This window comes from Nonomuraea sp. NPDC049625 (genome assembly GCF_040675285.1).
Classification (GTDB): Bacteria; Actinomycetota; Actinomycetes; order Streptosporangiales; family Streptosporangiaceae; genus Nonomuraea; species Nonomuraea angiospora_A.
The window spans coordinates 109,246-123,581 of record NZ_JBFAOQ010000020.1 but is presented as its reverse complement, the minus strand read 5'-3'; the positions used below and the strand labels follow the sequence as shown (position 1 = coordinate 123,581).

The 14,336-nt window shown below is 69.8% G+C and carries 18 protein-coding genes; 11 read left to right on the top strand and 7 right to left on the bottom strand.

Annotation, left to right across the window (positions count from 1 at the left end; genetic code table 11):
- Positions 1-91 precede the first annotated feature (91 nt).
- Positions 92-1,234 (bottom strand): hypothetical protein, encoded by a 1,143-nt coding sequence (locus AB0J87_RS53675; RefSeq protein ID WP_363981383.1) that lies wholly within the window; start codon positions 1,232-1,234, stop codon positions 92-94.
- Between the two features lie 234 nt (positions 1,235-1,468).
- On the opposite strand from AB0J87_RS53675, the gene AB0J87_RS53670 reads away from it, so the two are divergent.
- Entirely contained in the window at positions 1,469-1,897 is a 429-nt protein-coding gene (locus AB0J87_RS53670) for a DUF6086 family protein (protein WP_363981380.1), read from the top strand.
- A gap of 5 nt (positions 1,898-1,902) precedes the next feature.
- Here AB0J87_RS53670 and AB0J87_RS53665 read toward each other — a convergent pair whose 3' ends face one another.
- Both AB0J87_RS53665 and AB0J87_RS53660 read right to left on the bottom strand, forming a co-directional pair.
- The gene (locus tag AB0J87_RS53665) at positions 1,903-2,187 is read right to left on the bottom strand and encodes an Imm21 family immunity protein (RefSeq protein WP_363981377.1); all 285 of its coding nucleotides are present in this window, start codon (positions 2,185-2,187) and stop codon (positions 1,903-1,905) included.
- A gap of 210 nt (positions 2,188-2,397) precedes the next feature.
- On the bottom strand, positions 2,398-3,003 hold the full coding sequence (locus AB0J87_RS53660) for a helix-turn-helix domain-containing protein (protein ID WP_363981374.1): 606 nt from the start codon (positions 3,001-3,003) through the stop codon (positions 2,398-2,400).
- Positions 3,004-3,090: 87 nt separating this feature from the next.
- Between AB0J87_RS53660 and AB0J87_RS53655 the strand changes: the two genes are divergently transcribed.
- A complete protein-coding gene (locus AB0J87_RS53655) occupies positions 3,091-4,272 on the top strand; it encodes a cytochrome P450 (RefSeq protein WP_363981371.1) in 1,182 nt (393 codons plus the stop codon).
- Here AB0J87_RS53655 and AB0J87_RS53650 read toward each other — a convergent pair.
- Positions 4,262-4,444 (bottom strand): hypothetical protein, encoded by a 183-nt coding sequence (locus AB0J87_RS53650; protein WP_363981368.1) that lies wholly within the window; start codon positions 4,442-4,444, stop codon positions 4,262-4,264. The genes AB0J87_RS53655 and AB0J87_RS53650 overlap by 11 nt on opposite strands.
- Before the next feature lie 62 nt (positions 4,445-4,506).
- Between AB0J87_RS53650 and AB0J87_RS53645 the strand changes: the two genes are divergently transcribed.
- The 9 genes from AB0J87_RS53645 (at position 4,507) to AB0J87_RS53605 (ending at position 12,421) form a co-directional block, all read left to right on the top strand.
- The gene (locus AB0J87_RS53645) at positions 4,507-4,875 is read left to right on the top strand and encodes a DUF3703 domain-containing protein (protein WP_363981365.1); all 369 of its coding nucleotides are present in this window, start codon (positions 4,507-4,509) and stop codon (positions 4,873-4,875) included.
- A complete protein-coding gene (locus AB0J87_RS53640; protein WP_363981362.1) occupies positions 4,823-5,611 on the top strand; it encodes a metalloregulator ArsR/SmtB family transcription factor in 789 nt (262 codons plus the stop codon). The genes AB0J87_RS53645 and AB0J87_RS53640 overlap by 53 nt, the downstream gene beginning before the upstream one ends.
- Complete coding sequence (locus AB0J87_RS53635) at positions 5,608-6,000, top strand: VOC family protein (RefSeq protein WP_363981360.1); 393 nt, start codon at positions 5,608-5,610, stop codon at positions 5,998-6,000. The genes AB0J87_RS53640 and AB0J87_RS53635 overlap by 4 nt, the downstream gene beginning before the upstream one ends.
- Positions 6,001-6,206: 206 nt before the next feature.
- Positions 6,207-7,475 (top strand): APC family permease, encoded by a 1,269-nt coding sequence (locus tag AB0J87_RS53630; RefSeq protein WP_363981357.1) that lies wholly within the window; start codon positions 6,207-6,209, stop codon positions 7,473-7,475.
- 148 nt (positions 7,476-7,623) lie between these two features.
- Entirely contained in the window at positions 7,624-9,450 is a 1,827-nt protein-coding gene (locus AB0J87_RS53625) for a multicopper oxidase domain-containing protein (RefSeq protein ID WP_363981354.1), read from the top strand.
- A gap of 178 nt (positions 9,451-9,628) precedes the next feature.
- Positions 9,629-10,381: a hemerythrin domain-containing protein gene (locus tag AB0J87_RS53620; RefSeq protein WP_363981351.1), complete on the top strand. Its 753-nt coding sequence runs from the start codon at positions 9,629-9,631 to the stop codon at positions 10,379-10,381.
- A gap of 484 nt (positions 10,382-10,865) precedes the next feature.
- A complete protein-coding gene (locus tag AB0J87_RS53615) occupies positions 10,866-11,213 on the top strand; it encodes a hypothetical protein (RefSeq protein ID WP_363981348.1) in 348 nt (115 codons plus the stop codon).
- 163 nt (positions 11,214-11,376) lie between these two features.
- Complete coding sequence (locus AB0J87_RS53610) at positions 11,377-11,823, top strand: MerR family transcriptional regulator (RefSeq protein WP_363981345.1); 447 nt, start codon at positions 11,377-11,379, stop codon at positions 11,821-11,823.
- Between the two features lie 265 nt (positions 11,824-12,088).
- Positions 12,089-12,421 (top strand): YnfA family protein, encoded by a 333-nt coding sequence (locus AB0J87_RS53605; protein WP_363981342.1) that lies wholly within the window; start codon positions 12,089-12,091, stop codon positions 12,419-12,421.
- Between the two features lie 38 nt (positions 12,422-12,459).
- Here the strand turns inward: AB0J87_RS53605 and AB0J87_RS53600 are convergent, their stop codons facing one another.
- The 3 genes from AB0J87_RS53600 to AB0J87_RS53590 all read right to left on the bottom strand — a co-directional run bounded on the left by AB0J87_RS53600 (position 12,460) and on the right by AB0J87_RS53590 (position 14,300).
- On the bottom strand, positions 12,460-12,756 hold the full coding sequence (locus AB0J87_RS53600) for a hypothetical protein (RefSeq protein WP_363981339.1): 297 nt from the start codon (positions 12,754-12,756) through the stop codon (positions 12,460-12,462).
- A gap of 98 nt (positions 12,757-12,854) precedes the next feature.
- Positions 12,855-14,123, bottom strand: coding sequence for an FAD-dependent oxidoreductase (locus AB0J87_RS53595; RefSeq protein ID WP_363981336.1), 1,269 nt, complete (start codon positions 14,121-14,123; stop codon positions 12,855-12,857).
- Positions 14,124-14,174: 51 nt separating this feature from the next.
- The gene (locus tag AB0J87_RS53590) at positions 14,175-14,300 is read right to left on the bottom strand and encodes a hypothetical protein (protein WP_363981333.1); all 126 of its coding nucleotides are present in this window, start codon (positions 14,298-14,300) and stop codon (positions 14,175-14,177) included.
- Positions 14,301-14,336: the final 36 nt, after the last annotated feature.

The following is a 14,336-nucleotide window of genomic DNA, read 5'->3' as shown; positions in this document are numbered from 1 at the left end:
CGGCGGCACAGCGCCCACAATGGGCCGCCACCCATCACATTCGAGCATCACGTGGCCAGGCCGTACATGCTGGTGACCAGGAGCGATGCCGCTATTCGATCGTGCGGAGCGCGCCCTCGGCCAGCACGTGCGCCGCCTTGATGCCGTCGGGCACGCCCGGGGCCTCCAGCCACTTCGGTTCCAGGTGATCCGCCCAGTCGATGATCTCGGAGGCGAGAGCCAGCGCCTGCGCGTCGCGGCCGTGCACGAGTTCCACGGCGAGCCGCAGGTACGCACCCTGCCGCGTCCCGTCGAACTCGGCGGCCAACGCAGCGATCCGGTCGGCGGCCCGCACACCGTGCCCGGGATGCTGCGCGGCAAGGACCGCGAGCACGAAACGGATTCCCGGCGGCTCGGCGTCCCACCGGTCCAGCAGCACCGGAACCTGGTCGCCGACGGTCCGGAACACCTCCTCGGTCCATGCACCCGACAGGAGTGGCTCCCCCTCGTCCAGCGCGAGGTCGGCGAACGCGACCAGGTTGTCGTTGCGGCGGCCACCGGCGACCATCAGCCACAGATAGAGGTCCCGGCGCTGACGCGCGGGCACCGTGTCGGCGACGATCAGCTCGGTGAGGAACGGCAGCGCGGGGGCGGTGGCCTCATAGCAGTCGCCCTGGTGCAGCAGGTCGTCGCCGAACAACTCGTCGAGGACCTCGTCCCACTCCCCCGTCCCGTCCGCCAGCTCGCGCAGCAGGCCGGGGACGTCGTCGGCGGAGCCGTGCGCATGCTCCAGGTCGCCCCACGGCACGTCGTCGAGACCGGCCAGCTCCACGATCCCCGGGGTGGCGAAGTCCGGTGTGAGCGCCAGTGGTGCCAGCGGTGGCGCCGGAACGACGGTGACCTCCGGGACCGGCGGACGCGCCTTCGTCCCCTTCACCTCGATCGGGGCGGTCCAGCTGCGATACTCGGCCATCCTGCTGACGTCGAACCGGCTGCCGCCACTGGGCCGACCGCCATGCATCCGCGCGATCGCCGCAGCTTCCCGGCTCACCGCCTCGATCTGCCGGTGACCCACGGTGTCGACCGGGTAGGGCCCCTCGTCGAGCGCCATCACCAGCCAGCCGCCGTCCGGGTGCGGACGGGCGAAAACGCAGGGGAACCCGTACGCCGCGAGCCGCTCGGCGAACACCTGCGCCGCCCCCTCGTCGGGCACGACGAAGTCGTGCATCCCCGCCATCGCGCTCCAACCGGCCACGCGCTCGTCTCCGTCCCGCCGCTTCTGCCGTCCTCCTCCTGCCAGCCTGCCAGATCGCCCGCGTGCTGCCCTGCCTCCCGCAGAAGGTGAGCTCGGATGACCGAGTCCGTCCTGACAGCTCGTCCGGGTTACTGCGATGGACCCGCGACGATACCCGGGGATGCGTAGGAAACGCTAACCTTCGGGCCCAACGTCGCGGCCCGAACGGCGGACGCGGTGGAACGCGAGGAGAACATGAGCCAGTACTTCCAGGTTGGCGATCAAGTCCTCTGGAACCCCTCGAACGGAGTCGCCGGCCTGTTCATGCGATCAGCGGAAGCGCTTGCCCCCGAGACAGGATTGCCGACGGGGCTCGGCCCTATGGTGAGCGACGAATGTGAGGTTGACCTGCCCGCCTTCGCGGCCTTCGTGAGTGCGCTTATCGAGCGCTACGAGCGTTCGAACCATCCCATCCTGCACTCACTCATGGAGGGCTTCATAGCGACGGCCCTCGTTCTCGTTGAGCGCGGCGGAGCAAAACTGCCCGTGCCCCATGCGAACGATGGCGGCTGGAGGGATGTGCAGGTGAGCGAGCATTCCGCATGGCCGCCAGGTGGCCAGGTACGTGATGTTGAGCGATGGGCGGCCCTTTCTGGGCAGCACGCTCGGGCAATGCCGCACTAAGGCTCCTACGACCGGCACAGACGCGGAGTACGCCCGGGGCTCAGGTCGTCGCCGAGAACAAGGGCTTGCCGCGCCCCAACGGTGACGGTACCGATGTAGCCCTCAACGGCGCAGGCGCGGCCGTAGTCTCCCCAGGTCTCGACCGGACCATCGTTGTCGTTGACACCCGCCCACGTGTTCAGCTCGGACTGGGGGATGGCGATCAGTGGACCTCCGGCGGTGCTGACCCAGGTATGCAGCACTGATGACCTTGGGCGCGATCTGAGAACACCGTTATCCGGCTCTTCCATCGCCTCGCCCCACCGCTTTGCCGAGCGAATCTCTCCCTTCGATGCTTTCCAGCTGTCCGACGTCCCCGCGTGGGAGCGTTGGCCCGCAAAGAGGACCCTGCTGCGGACTTTCAAGCGCTGATCCGCCCAATCCAGTCACGTGTTCTGAGACCTGATCGGAACCGATCACTGCCGATGATGGCCGTACGCGGTGACCCGCTGCCGGACGGCTCAAGGTTGGGCGGCGGCCATGACACCGTGTACGGCCTGATCGATGCGCTGAGCGGCCTGGTCGGGGTCGGGCTGGCCGGCATCCAGCCAGGCGATGACGGCCTCGAGTGTCAGGGTGGGGATCAGGTTCGCGGCCCAGTCCAGCCAAGGGCCCGCAGGGATCTTCCTGGCCAGGTTGCGGCGGGCGACCTCACGAGAAGCGGAGGTCATGGAGTCGATCAGTTCACGGAAGTCGGGCTCGCGGGCCGCGTAGCGGAACAGCAGCCTGAAGCCGTCGGGGTCGGCCGCGGCAGCGCGCACGAGGGCAGGGAGGGCGCGCTCGTCGAAGTCGTCGGTGCCGGTGGCCTCGGCCAGCCGCACGCACGCCCGGTCGAGCACGGCTCGGTACAGGTCGGCCTTGGAGTCGAAGTGCCGATACAGCATCGCCCGGGTCAGCTCGGCCTCGGCGGCGATGTCGTCAAGGCCGGTGGCGGCGTAGCCGGCGCGGGCGAAGGCGCGGGTGGCAGCGTCCAGGATCTGCTCACGCCGCTCGGCGCGCCGCAGCCGCCGCACCGGTGAAGTCGGGACGGCCTCAGAGCCGGTACCGCCTGCTTCGGGGTTGCTCATCCCACCTCCACTTGTAGAAGCAGCAGTATACATGTAGCTTTGTAGACATCGAAGTATACAAATCTGCGTCTACCTCTTGGGGGAGTCGTGTCCGAACCCGTCCGGCTGCCGTTCCAGCAGCCCGGCCCGATGCAGCCGGCGCCGCTGCTGCGCCGGCTGCAGGCCCAAGGCCCGATCCACGCCATCCGCACCGCCGTCGGCGACCCGGCCTGGCTGGTGACCGACTATGTGCAGGTACGCGCTCTGCTGGATGACGACCGGCTCGGCCGCGCCCACCGCGAGCCCGAGCGCGCCTCCCGCACTGGTGAGTCAGCACTGTTCGGCGGCCCGCTGGGCGACTTCGACACCGAGCAGGCCGACCACCGGCGGATGCGCTCGCTGCTGCAGCCGCATTTCTCGCCCAAGCGCATGCGCGCGCTGCGCGGCCGGGTCGAGACGCTCACGGCGAACCTGCTGGACGAGATGGCCGCCGCCGGTCCACCTGCCGACCTGCACGCCGCGCTCGCCCTGCCGCTGCCGATCGCGGTCATCTGCGAACTCCTCGGCGTCCCGTTCGAGGACCGGGCGCAGTTTCGCGCCTGGACGCAGGCTGCCGCCGACATCACCGACCGGGCCCGCTCCGAGCAGGGGCTGGCCGAACTGTTCAGCTACGGGCAGCAATTGGTGGCCCGCAAGCGCGCCGCAGGGGAAATGGACGCCGATGTGATCTCCCGGCTGGCCGCCACCGACGGCGTCAGCGACGACGATGCCGCCGCGATGGGCATGACTCTGCTGTTCGCCGGGCACGAGACCACGGTCACCGTGATCGGTAACGGTGCGCTGTGGCTGCTGACCACCCCCGGCCAGTGGCAGGCCCTCGTGGACGACCCATCCCGGATCGACGCTGCCGTGGAAGAGATTCTGCGCGCGCCTGGTCTGGGTGGCAGCGGCATCCCCCGCTACGCCCGCACCGACCTGGAGATCGCCGGAGCCCACGTCCGAGCCGGGGACCTGGTGCTGCTGGACACCGGCGCGGCCAACCACGACGCCGCCGTCTTCGCCAACCCCGACCGCTTCAATCTCGACCGGCCGCCGGCGTCGCACCTGACCTTCGGCCACGGCGCCCGCTACTGTATCGGCGCGCCACTGGCCCGCATCGAGCTGCAGGTCGTCTTCTCGCAGCTCGTCACCCGCTTCCCCACCCTGAAGCTTGGCTGCGCGGTGGAGGAGCTGATCTTCAACCCGAACGTGCTCACCGGCGGCCTCACCGCCCTGCCCGTCACCTGGTGACGACCATGGTGAAGACGACCGTACGGCGGCCGGTCTTCGGCCGGATGTATCCCAAGATGGCCGCCGCGATCCGCGCCGCGCGTACAGCCCCGCAGCCGACACCGCAACCGGTCGCCGCACCGCTCGCCCCGGCCGGCAGGACACTCCTGCCGATCGCGGCCGGCGCCTGCACCGACGGCTGCTGCTCGCCTATCTCAGAGGGTTCCCTATGATCGGCCGCCCGATGCCCGCCCGATGCCCGCCGCCTACCGCTTCGAGATGCGCGCCGCCCGCACCACCACCGACGATGCGGCGCGCTGGCGGCACCTGGAACGGGCGCACATCATCTCCCAGCCGTGGCCCTGGCCGCACACCGCTAACCATGTCGCCACGTTCGTCCTCGCCGTACGCCGACGTGACCGGCGTGAGGCGATCGGCCAAGTGATCCGGAGGACCTGGCCCTGCTGCTACAGGCCACCAACTGACGCTGCGGCCTGCGATGAACGGTCCTCGGTGATGTCAGCGCACCCACCGAAATTCCATCAAACCAGTTTGATGTATTATCCAGAGCATGGTGCCCGGTCAAGCTGTTCCGCCGCCGTTCGTCCGGTTGGCCGCCCATGAGGTGCGCTGGCAGCTCCTGAGCGAACTGGCGCGCAGCGATCTGCGCGTGCGGGAACTCGTCACCCTGCTCGGCCAGCCGCAGAACCTGGTCTCCTATCATCTGCGGCTCCTGCGCTCGGCCGGGCTGGTCGAGGCCCGCCGCAGCAGCTTCGACGGCCGCGACAGCTACTACCACCTGGACCTGGAGCAATGTGCGCACGCAATGGCCGCCGCCGGTGCCGCCCTGCATCCCGCGCTGCGTCTGCTCCCCGCCGAGCCGGCGAAAGCGGCAGGAACATCGGCGGTGCCTTCTGTGCTGTTCATGTGCACCGGTAACAGCGCCCGTTCACCCATCGCCGAGGCCCTGCTGCGCCACCGCGTCGGCAACCGCGCCGAGGTGACCAGCGCCGGCAGTCACCCCAAAACGCACCTGCACCCCAACGCCGTGCGGGTGCTGCGCCGGCAGTACGGCATCGACATCGCCGACCAGCGCCCACGGCATCTGGACACGATGACCGGCCGCCCCTTCGACTATGTGATCAGCCTGTGCGACAAGGTCCGCGAGGTCTGCCGCGACTTCGACGACCACCCGCAACGCCTGCACTGGAGCATCCCCGACCCCGCCGCCGCCAACGGCGACAACACGGCCCGGGACAGCTATCCCGCCTTCGACCGTACAGCCGCGGAGATCGACCGCCGCATCCGATACCTGCAACCCATCCTTTTGCCCACCCCGCACCGGGAGGTCCAGCCATGACAGCAGCCGGCCAGGTCGCCAGTGTCCGTTACATCGTCGACGACGTCCAAGCGGCCATCGACTTCTACACCACTCACCTCGGCTTCACCCTTAACTTCAGCGCGGCGCCCGCTTTCGCCGACGTGGTACGCGGGCCGCTGCGGCTGTTGCTGTCCGGGCCCACCAGCTCCGGTGCCCGTGCCACCCCCGACCAGGCCGCAGGCGCGGGCCGCAACCGCATCCACCTGATCGTCGACGACCTGGACACCGAGATCGCCCGGCTGCGCGACGCGAGCCTGTCGTTCCACAGCGACGTGGTCTCCGGCCCCGGCGGGCGCCAGATCCTGCTCGCCGACCCCGCCGGCAACCTGATCGAACTGTTCCAGCCAGCCCATCGGCCCGCGTCCTGAGCGACGCCTCTGAACAACGGGCCCGAAGCCATATGCCCCATGGGTGAGCCCGCCGGCCACCGACCGGCTCACCGCACGCACCGAGATCCGAGGCGCGACCCTGTCCACCGCGTCCGGGATGCTGTTCGTCGGCGTGCACAACGCCGCGCCCCCAGCCAAGCAGTCTCGTGACCCGATACCGGGATCCGTTCCCATGGGAGGTCGCCGTGGCAGGCACACCCGCCCCCGCCGGTCAGGGGCAACTGGAGCGCCGCCTGGGCCTGGCCGACGCGGTCGTCATCGGACTCGGCTCGATGATCGGCGCCGGCGTCTTCGCCGCCTTCGCGCCGGCGGCCCGCGCGGCCGGTTCGGGGCTGCTGCTCGGGCTGGCGCTCGCCGCGGTGGTGGCCTACTGCAACGCGACCTCCTCGGCTCGCCTGGCCGCGCGCTATCCCGCCTCCGGCGGCACCTACGTCTACGGGCGCGAGCGGCTAGGGGACTTCTGGGGCTACCTGGCCGGATGGGGATTCGTGGTCGGCAAGACAGCCTTGTGTGCGGCGATGGCGCTGACCGTCGGCTCCTACCTCTGGCCCGAGCACGCGCACGCTGTCGCGGTGACCGCCGTAGTGGCGCTCACCGCGGTCAACTACGCCGGGATGCACAAGACGGTCTGGCTGACCAGGGCGATCGTCGCCGTGGTGGTGGCCGTGCTGGCCGCGGTCGCGATCGTCTGCCTCACCTCCGGTGCCGCGGACGCCACACGCTTGGATGTGGCCCCTGGTGCCACTGTCGCCGGGACGCTGCAGGCGGCAGGTCTGCTGTTCTTTGCCTTCGCCGGGTATGCCCGCATCGCCACGCTGGGCGAGGAGGTCCGCGACCCGGCCCGTACGATTCCCCGGGCCATCCCGCTCGCGCTCGGCCTGACCCTGGTGGTGTACGCAGCGGTCGCGGTGGCGGCGCTGACCGTGCTGGGCAGCACAGGTCTGGGCCGGGCGACCGCTCCGTTGGCCGAGGCCGTGCGCGCCGCCGGGCTGCCCGCCCTGGCGCCGCTGGTCAGCGTGGGCGCGGCGGTGGCCGCGACCGGCTCGCTGCTGGCGCTGATCCTGGGCGTCTCCCGCACCACGCTGGCCATGGCCCGCGACCGGCACCTGCCGCACGTGCTGGCCGCCGTCCACCCCCGCTTCAAGGTCCCCCACCGCGCCGAGCTGGTCATCGGCGTCATCGTGGCGATCCTGGCCGGTACGGCTGACCTGCGCGGCGCGATCGGCTTCTCCTCCTTCGGCGTGCTGGTCTACTACGCCATCGCCAACGCCAGCGCCTGGACCCTCGCACCCGGCGAGGGCCGCCCCGTGCGGCTGATACCCGCCGTCGGCTTGGCCGGCTGTTTGATTCTCGCTTTCGCCTTGCCGCTTTCCTCAGTGATCGCGGGAGTAGCGGTGCTGACCGTTGGCGCCGCCACATACGGCCTACGACGGGCGATCAAGCAACCCGCCTAAGTTCGAGACCCTGCGAGCCGTGTGACCGTGATGCGCACTTTTGGATGCATGTCCGCATGAGGGGAAGTAGTCAGCAGGCTACGGAAAGTAACAGACCCTGACAAGTGGGATAGGCCGACGGTGCCGCGATGGCGAGGGGGTGGGCACGGTGGAGTTGACCAGAAGGCAATTCGCACGCGTGACCGTGGGTGCGGGGGTGGCCGTCACCGGCTTGAGTCGCGCCACGCCGCTCGATGGGGAGATCTCCCTGGCCAAGTACGTCGACGCGGTGCCGCGCCTGCCGATACCGGAGCCGCAGCGGTCGGCATACCCCGGGGCGGACTACTACGAGCTGACGATGCTGCAGGCTCCCTGGCGTTTCCACCGTGACCTGCCGGCCGGGCAGGCCTGGGGATATTGGGCCGCGGGCGAAGACGGACCGATCGGCCTGGGCTACCTCGGGCCGACGCTGGTGGCGCGACGGAACCGCCCGGTGGTGGTCCGCTTCCGCAACCATCTGCCCACCACGCACCTCCTGCAGCCGGCGGTCGACGTCACCTTGTGGCGCAACGTTCCCGGGGACCCGCCCGACCCGCCCGGTGGCCGGATGCCGCAGGACTTCCCTTCGGGCAGGAACGTCTGGGCCGTCCCTCACCTGCACGGCGCCTTCAACCCACCGCAGTCCGACGGCTATCCCGAGGCGTGGTTCACCCCGGACGGCCTGCACGGCCCCGCCTACGCCAGCCTTCAGGGCGCCCGCCCCAACGAGACCGTCTACGCCTACACCAGCCGTCAGCCGGCCACCATGCTCTGGTACCACGACCACGCGATGGCCATCACCAGGCTGAACATCTACGCCGGGCTGGCCGGCCTCTATCTGATCCGCGACTCGCTCGAAGACGGCCTGCCGCTGCCGTCCGGCGACTACGAGGTGCCGCTGGTCCTGCAGGATCGCAACCTCACCTCCGGCGGCGCCCTGTCCTACCCCGACAGGGGGCCTACGCCGTACCACCCCAAGTGGAATCCGAACTTCTTCGGCGCCGTCCCGGTGGTCAACGGCAAGGCCTACCCGTACCTGGCCGTCGAGCCGCGCCGCTACCGGCTGCGCCTCCTCAACGGCTCCAACCAGCGCTTCTTCCACCTGTGGTTCCAGGATGGCGGCACGCGGAGGCCGTTCTGGCTGATCGGCACCGACGGCGGCTTCCGCGCCGCCCCACTGCGGCTGACCAGCCTCCTGCTCGGCCCGGCGATGCGGGCGGACCTCATCCTCGACCTCACCGACGCGCCACAAGTCTCGCAAATCACCATGATGAACGACGCCGCCACCCCCTTCCCGCAGGGCGGGATGAACGTCCCCATGCCCGAGATCATGCAGCTCCAGGTGAGCAAGAAGCTCTCGGGCCCCGACCCGAGCGCGCCGCCGGAACGGCTGTCGCTGCGGCCGATCACACCACTACGGCCCACGTCCGGCCTGCCCCGACGGCAGTTCGTCATCACCGCCGACCGCGACGCTCACCACAAATCCACCCACCTGGCCATCAACCAACGGCTCTTCGACGACCCCATCGAGGACTTCCCCAGGGTGGGCACCACCGAGATCTGGGAGTACATCAACACCTCCGGCGACGGCCACCCCATGCACGTGCACCTCGTCCAGTTCCAACTCCTCAACCGGCAGCGCTTCGACGCGCCCGCCTACCTGAAGGCGTACCAGGCCTGGATCGCGCGGGGACGCCCGCCTGCGGCCAAACCTGCCCTCGCCCGCTACCTCAACGGCCCGGTGACGCCCCCGGCAGCCGAGGAGGAGGGCTGGAAGGACACCGTCGTCACCCTTCCCGGCATGGTCACCCGGATCGGCCTGCGCTTCGACGTTCCCCCGCCCATCGACGGCATCCCCGGCACGGGCACCGCGTTCCCCGCCACCTACATCCAGCACTGCCACATGCTGGAACACGAGGACAACGAGATCATGCGCCCCTGGCAGATCATCTCGTAGAACCGGTGAGCTTCATCCCTGTCGGGCCCACACCCGGCGGCCAACGCGCGACCGGCCAAGCCGAGGCAAGCATTACCCACGTCATCGCATCGGATCACCGGCGACCGGGCAGGCATCCGGCGTGATGCCGTCCAGCCGGACCGCGTCGGACTGGCCAGGAGACGGAGTGCCGAACGCCATGGACGAAGCAAGGGCCGACCGCGAAACACCGATCGTGCGCCGCCGCGAAATGATCGGCCTGCCCATCGCCCTGGCCTGCGGCTCGGCGGTGCTGACCGGATGCGGCACCACACGACAAGCCGGCAGCGCCGCAACGCCCACACCTGCCCCCAGCCAGGAGCAGACGCAAGAGGTGCCGGTCACGCCGCCGGAGGACCTCATGAGGGAACACGGGGTCCTCAAACGCGTCCTGTTGATCTACCGGGAGGGCATCCGCCGGATCAACGCCGGCGAACAGGTCCCCCAACAAGCCCTGCACGCCGGGGCCGGCATCATCCGAACCTTCATCGAGGAATACCACGAGCGACTCGAAGAACGGTACGTCTTCCCGCGCCTGGTCAAGGCCGGCAAACTCACCGACACCGTCTCGGTGCTGCTCCAGCAGCACCAGCGCGGACGCGTCCTGACCGGCCGCATCCTGAACGCCACCGCCAAACCCACACCCCAGCAGCCCCGTCGCGACCTGGTCACGAACCTGGCCGCCTTCATCCGCATGTACGAGCCACACGAGGCCCGCGAGGACACCGTCGTCTTCCCCGCCATGCGGGACGTCATCCCGCCCAGGGAATTCGTCCAGATGGCCGAGACCTTCGAGGACGAGGAACACCGCCGCTTCGGCGCGGCCGGCTTCACCGGCATCGTCGCGCAGGTCGCCGACATCGAAAAGACGCTCCGCATCTACGACCTGAACCAGTTCACACCCCGCGTATGACGATTTCCCGGCCGGACGTTGAAGACGAGCCCAAGACTCGCCGGGCGCAGGCGCGCTGAGGCAATAGCCACGTTCAAGGGCTCAAACAGCCCCTTATGGCCGTTCCGCCTCGGGCAGCACCTTCCGCGCCAGCTCCAGCAACGCCCTGCGGTCCTCCGCCAGCGCTGCCACACCCGGCACGGACGCATATCTTCCCGTCCTCATCGAAAACGCGGTACGAGACCGGCTCGCACACTGACCCCGAGCCTCGGCGACTTCCACGTGCTTGCCCGACTGTGGACGAACTCGCCGACCAGCGCCGCCATGGCAGCCTCGCAAGTCGGACACCCGGCAGACCTGCGCGCCGTGGACCCCATACCTGTGCCCGCCGCACGCACCTCGCACAGCGACACCCGCCGGCAAATCGGAGCCCCGTCGGCCGAAACGCACAAAGGTCGCTCGGGGACTTGCATCCGATACCTAGGTACAGGCTTACCGTCGAGGCATGACTCACGACATTGCCCTTGACCAGGAATGGATGCCCTCAGCCTGCACCTTGCCCACCGCCGAGCGGCCACTGCGGGTGGCCGAGTTCGACGCCTTGTTCGCCGAGGCGGTGCAGGCCCTGTCCCGGCCGGAACACACCCGGCTACGCCTGGAGCTCGTCTTCACCCCGGACAATGCCGCCCACGCCGCCGAGCTGACGGCGCGGGAGAACAGTTGCTGCTCGTTCTTCACCTTCACCCTCGCCATCTCCGCCGGAAGCCTGGCGCTGGAGGTGGCGGTGCCGCCGGAGCAGGCCGAGGTGCTGGACGCGCTGCAGGCCCGCGCGGGCGCGGCGGCCTCCGCATGACGAAGACGCCCCTCCAAGCCCTCAAGGGACGGAAAGTGATGGATCGCATCACGCGTGAGGAGTTGCGCGCGCTGCCGGCCCCTGGAGCCGCGCATTTGGTGGAGGCCGGGCCTGCCTTCGAGGACAGCCGCGCGAACGCACCCGCCGCAGCGGGGCGATCAGCGTGAGACAGGACATCGACGGGCCGTACCTGCGCAGCGGACAGGTGGCCGAGCAGGCCGGAATCAACCTCCAGACCCTGCGCTACTACGAACGCCGCGGGCTGATCGCCGAACCGGCGCGCAGCCCCGGCGGGCACCGCGCCTACCCGCCCGAAACCGTCACCCTGCTGACCGTGATCAAAGCCGCCCAGCGGCTCGGCTTCACCCTGGCGGAGGTGGCCGAGCTGATCGACACCGGCCGGCCCGGCCACCCCACCCCGGACCTCCGCGCCCGCGCCCTGGCCAAGATCACCGAGGTGGACGCACGAATCGCCGACTTGACCACCATCCGGGAGGCACTGACCCAGGTGGTCAGCGCCGGGTGCGACAACCTGACCAACTGCACCTGCCCCGACTGCCCACTGCCGTTCGCCGATCTGGCCGCAAGCCGCGCCTCCAATGAGAACTGACCACGTGAGCACCCATCACGACCACCGCTGTTCCCCTCACCATCTCCGGCGCCGCCCTGGCCAAGCAGACCCTGCCGGCCATGGCCGTGCTGCTGATCGCCGCCGCCGGCGGCATATGGCGGCTGCATCGCCGCCGCGCCTCGCGTGCGACTGCCACCGAGAAAGGCTGTGACTGCGGCGGGAGCGGCTGCGACTGCTGAGCTATGACGACATCGGCGTCGACCCGGCGCAAACCCTCTCACGGGGATGCGCTGTACTACCGGTCATGACGATCGTCCGCTCGTTGGTGCTGTTCGCCCTGGCCGCGCTCGCCGAGATCGGCGGGGCATGGCTGATCTGGCAGGGCGTACGCGAGCAGCGCGGTGTGCTGTGGATCGGGGCCGGCATCATCGCGCTGGGCCTGTACGGATTCGTCGCCACTCTCCAGCCGGACGCGAACTTCGGCCGCATCCTGGCCGCCTACGGCGGCGTGTTCGTCGCCGGATCGCTGGCGTGGGGCATGGCCGTCGACGGGTTTCGTCCCGATCGCTGGGATGTCATCGGCGCGCTCGTCTGCCTGGTGGGAGTCCTGATGATCATGTACGCGCCGCGCGGCTGAGCCGATCCCGGCGCGTGGTCAGCGGGGCCCTAGACGCTTCAGATGTCAACGATCTTGTTTAGGTCCAAGATCTCCCGTCCCCTCGGGTCCGGGATCCCCTGCGCTACGTCGGTCTCTGCTTCGGCGCCCCAGGTGTGGGCAAAACCCGGCCAGCCCGCTACTACTCCCAATGGGACCAGCTCGCCGGTCACCTCGACGGCACCCGCCCCGTCGGCTCGACCTGCAGGGCGGGTGCCATCGAGGCACAGGTTGGTGATGACCTTGGTCAGCCATGCTTCCGGCACCTTGATCCGCTGCCGGTCGGTGGCATGCCAGTGCAGGAACGCGTCCTGCACGGCGTTTTCGACGTCGGCGGCGGAGCCCAGCAGCCGGAACGCCCGCGAGGCCAGCCGGTTCGTTCCGGCTGACCTCGAACCGACCGGCGCTCAAGCGATCAGTGGCGGTGCTGTGCACGCGGGCCACGTGAGGCGATTACGCGAGCGCCTTCTCGACGGGCCGCGTCCGGCGCGGCGGCCAGGCGGTGCTTGCGCGTGGGCATGCCGTAGGTGGGGTGCGAGGTGGCCCACAGCGCCACCTTGAGGATGCCCGCCTTGATCCGTGCGGGCTTCCGGCCGCCCTGGTACTTCGGCTTTGCCTGCCCTTCGTCGTTGACCGTCTGCAGGATCCCGTCTCGCCGTCCGAGGCTGATGTGGTTGTACGTGTAGACCAGCTTGGTCTTCGCAATCTTGCGGCCGGTCAGGCGTCCCACGATCGCCTCGATAGCCTGCCGGCCGGTATAGCCGGCCGACGCGCAGGACATCGGCAACGGCCGGTCGTTGTCGCCGATGGCATAGGCGCTGTCGCCGATGGCGTACACGTTCGGGTGCGAGACCGACCGCATGGTGCGATCGACGACGATCTGACCGTTCTCGGTGACCTCCAGCCCGCCGGCGGCGGCGATGGGGCTGACCCCGAACCCCGCCGTCCACACGGTCGCGTCGGACGTCAGGGCGGTGCCGTCGGCGCACAGCACCCGCGTCGCTTCGACGGCTTCGACGCGGGTGTGCTCCAGGACGGTGACACCCAGCCGGTCGCAGGCCCGGCGCAGGTGGCCGCGGGCTCCGGCGGAGAGCCGGGCACCCAGCTCGCCGCGGGCGATGAGCGCCACCGACAGGCCCGGCCGGGATTCGGCGAACTCGGTGGCGGCCTCGATACCGGTCAACCCGTCGCCGACGACCACCACCCTCCCGCCCTCGCCTCGCCCGCCCCGCCTGTCCAGGCTGTCCAGGCTGTCCAGGCGCTCGCGCAGGCGCAGCGCCGATGGCCGGGCGGCGACGTCGAAGGCGTGCTCGGCCGCGCCGGGGACGCCGTGGTCGGCGCCGTGACTGCCGAGCGCGTAGACAAGCGTGTCGTAGCCGAGCTCACCGCCGACAACGCCGTCGGTGTCGGTGTCGGCCACGGCGACGACTTGGCGCTCGGGGTCGACGGCGGTGACCCGGGCCAGGCGCAGCCGTATCCCCGTGCCCGCGAAGACGTGGGCGAGTTTCGGAGCCTCGATGTCGCGGCCCGCCGCGAGCTGGTGCAGCCGCATTCGCTGGACAAAGTCCGGCACGGCGTTGACCACGGTGATCTCGGTGTCCGCTGGGGACAGCCGGCGGGCCAGGTTCCCGGCCACGTAGGCCCCGGCATAGCCGGCGCCGAGGACGACGATGCGGTGCTTCATGTGGTGCTCCTGTCGGTTCGCTTGCTTCTGGTGAGTCGGCTCGGCCCTGGGTCAGCGATCTTCTTGATCGAGGTTGCCGTGCGCCTGCGCCGAAAGGTCCTGCCAGTCGGCCCAGGTCTTGAGCCGGTCGGCGTAGACCTGCTGGAGCATCGGGTAGAAGCCCTGCCCGAACAGCACCCGCAGGGGCGGATTGTCGGAGTCGACGAGCTTGAG

Bases quoted from the DNA above. Each gene is read 5' to 3' on its own strand.
- AB0J87_RS53670 (WP_363981380.1), top strand. From the start codon at position 1,469: ATGAGCCAGTACTTCCAGGTTGGCGATCAAGTCCTCTGGAACCCCTCG.
- AB0J87_RS53665 (WP_363981377.1), bottom strand. From the start codon at position 2,187: ATGGAAGAGCCGGATAACGGTGTTCTCAGATCGCGCCCAAGGTCATCA.
- AB0J87_RS53660 (WP_363981374.1), bottom strand. From the start codon at position 3,003: ATGAGCAACCCCGAAGCAGGCGGTACCGGCTCTGAGGCCGTCCCGACT.
- AB0J87_RS53645 (WP_363981365.1), top strand. From the start codon at position 4,507: ATGCCCGCCGCCTACCGCTTCGAGATGCGCGCCGCCCGCACCACCACC.
- AB0J87_RS53640 (WP_363981362.1), top strand. From the start codon at position 4,823: ATGGTGCCCGGTCAAGCTGTTCCGCCGCCGTTCGTCCGGTTGGCCGCC.
- AB0J87_RS53635 (WP_363981360.1), top strand. From the start codon at position 5,608: ATGACAGCAGCCGGCCAGGTCGCCAGTGTCCGTTACATCGTCGACGAC.
- AB0J87_RS53620 (WP_363981351.1), top strand. From the start codon at position 9,629: ATGGACGAAGCAAGGGCCGACCGCGAAACACCGATCGTGCGCCGCCGC.
- AB0J87_RS53615 (WP_363981348.1), top strand. From the start codon at position 10,866: ATGACTCACGACATTGCCCTTGACCAGGAATGGATGCCCTCAGCCTGC.
- AB0J87_RS53605 (WP_363981342.1), top strand. From the start codon at position 12,089: ATGACGATCGTCCGCTCGTTGGTGCTGTTCGCCCTGGCCGCGCTCGCC.
- AB0J87_RS53595 (WP_363981336.1), bottom strand. From the start codon at position 14,123: ATGAAGCACCGCATCGTCGTCCTCGGCGCCGGCTATGCCGGGGCCTAC.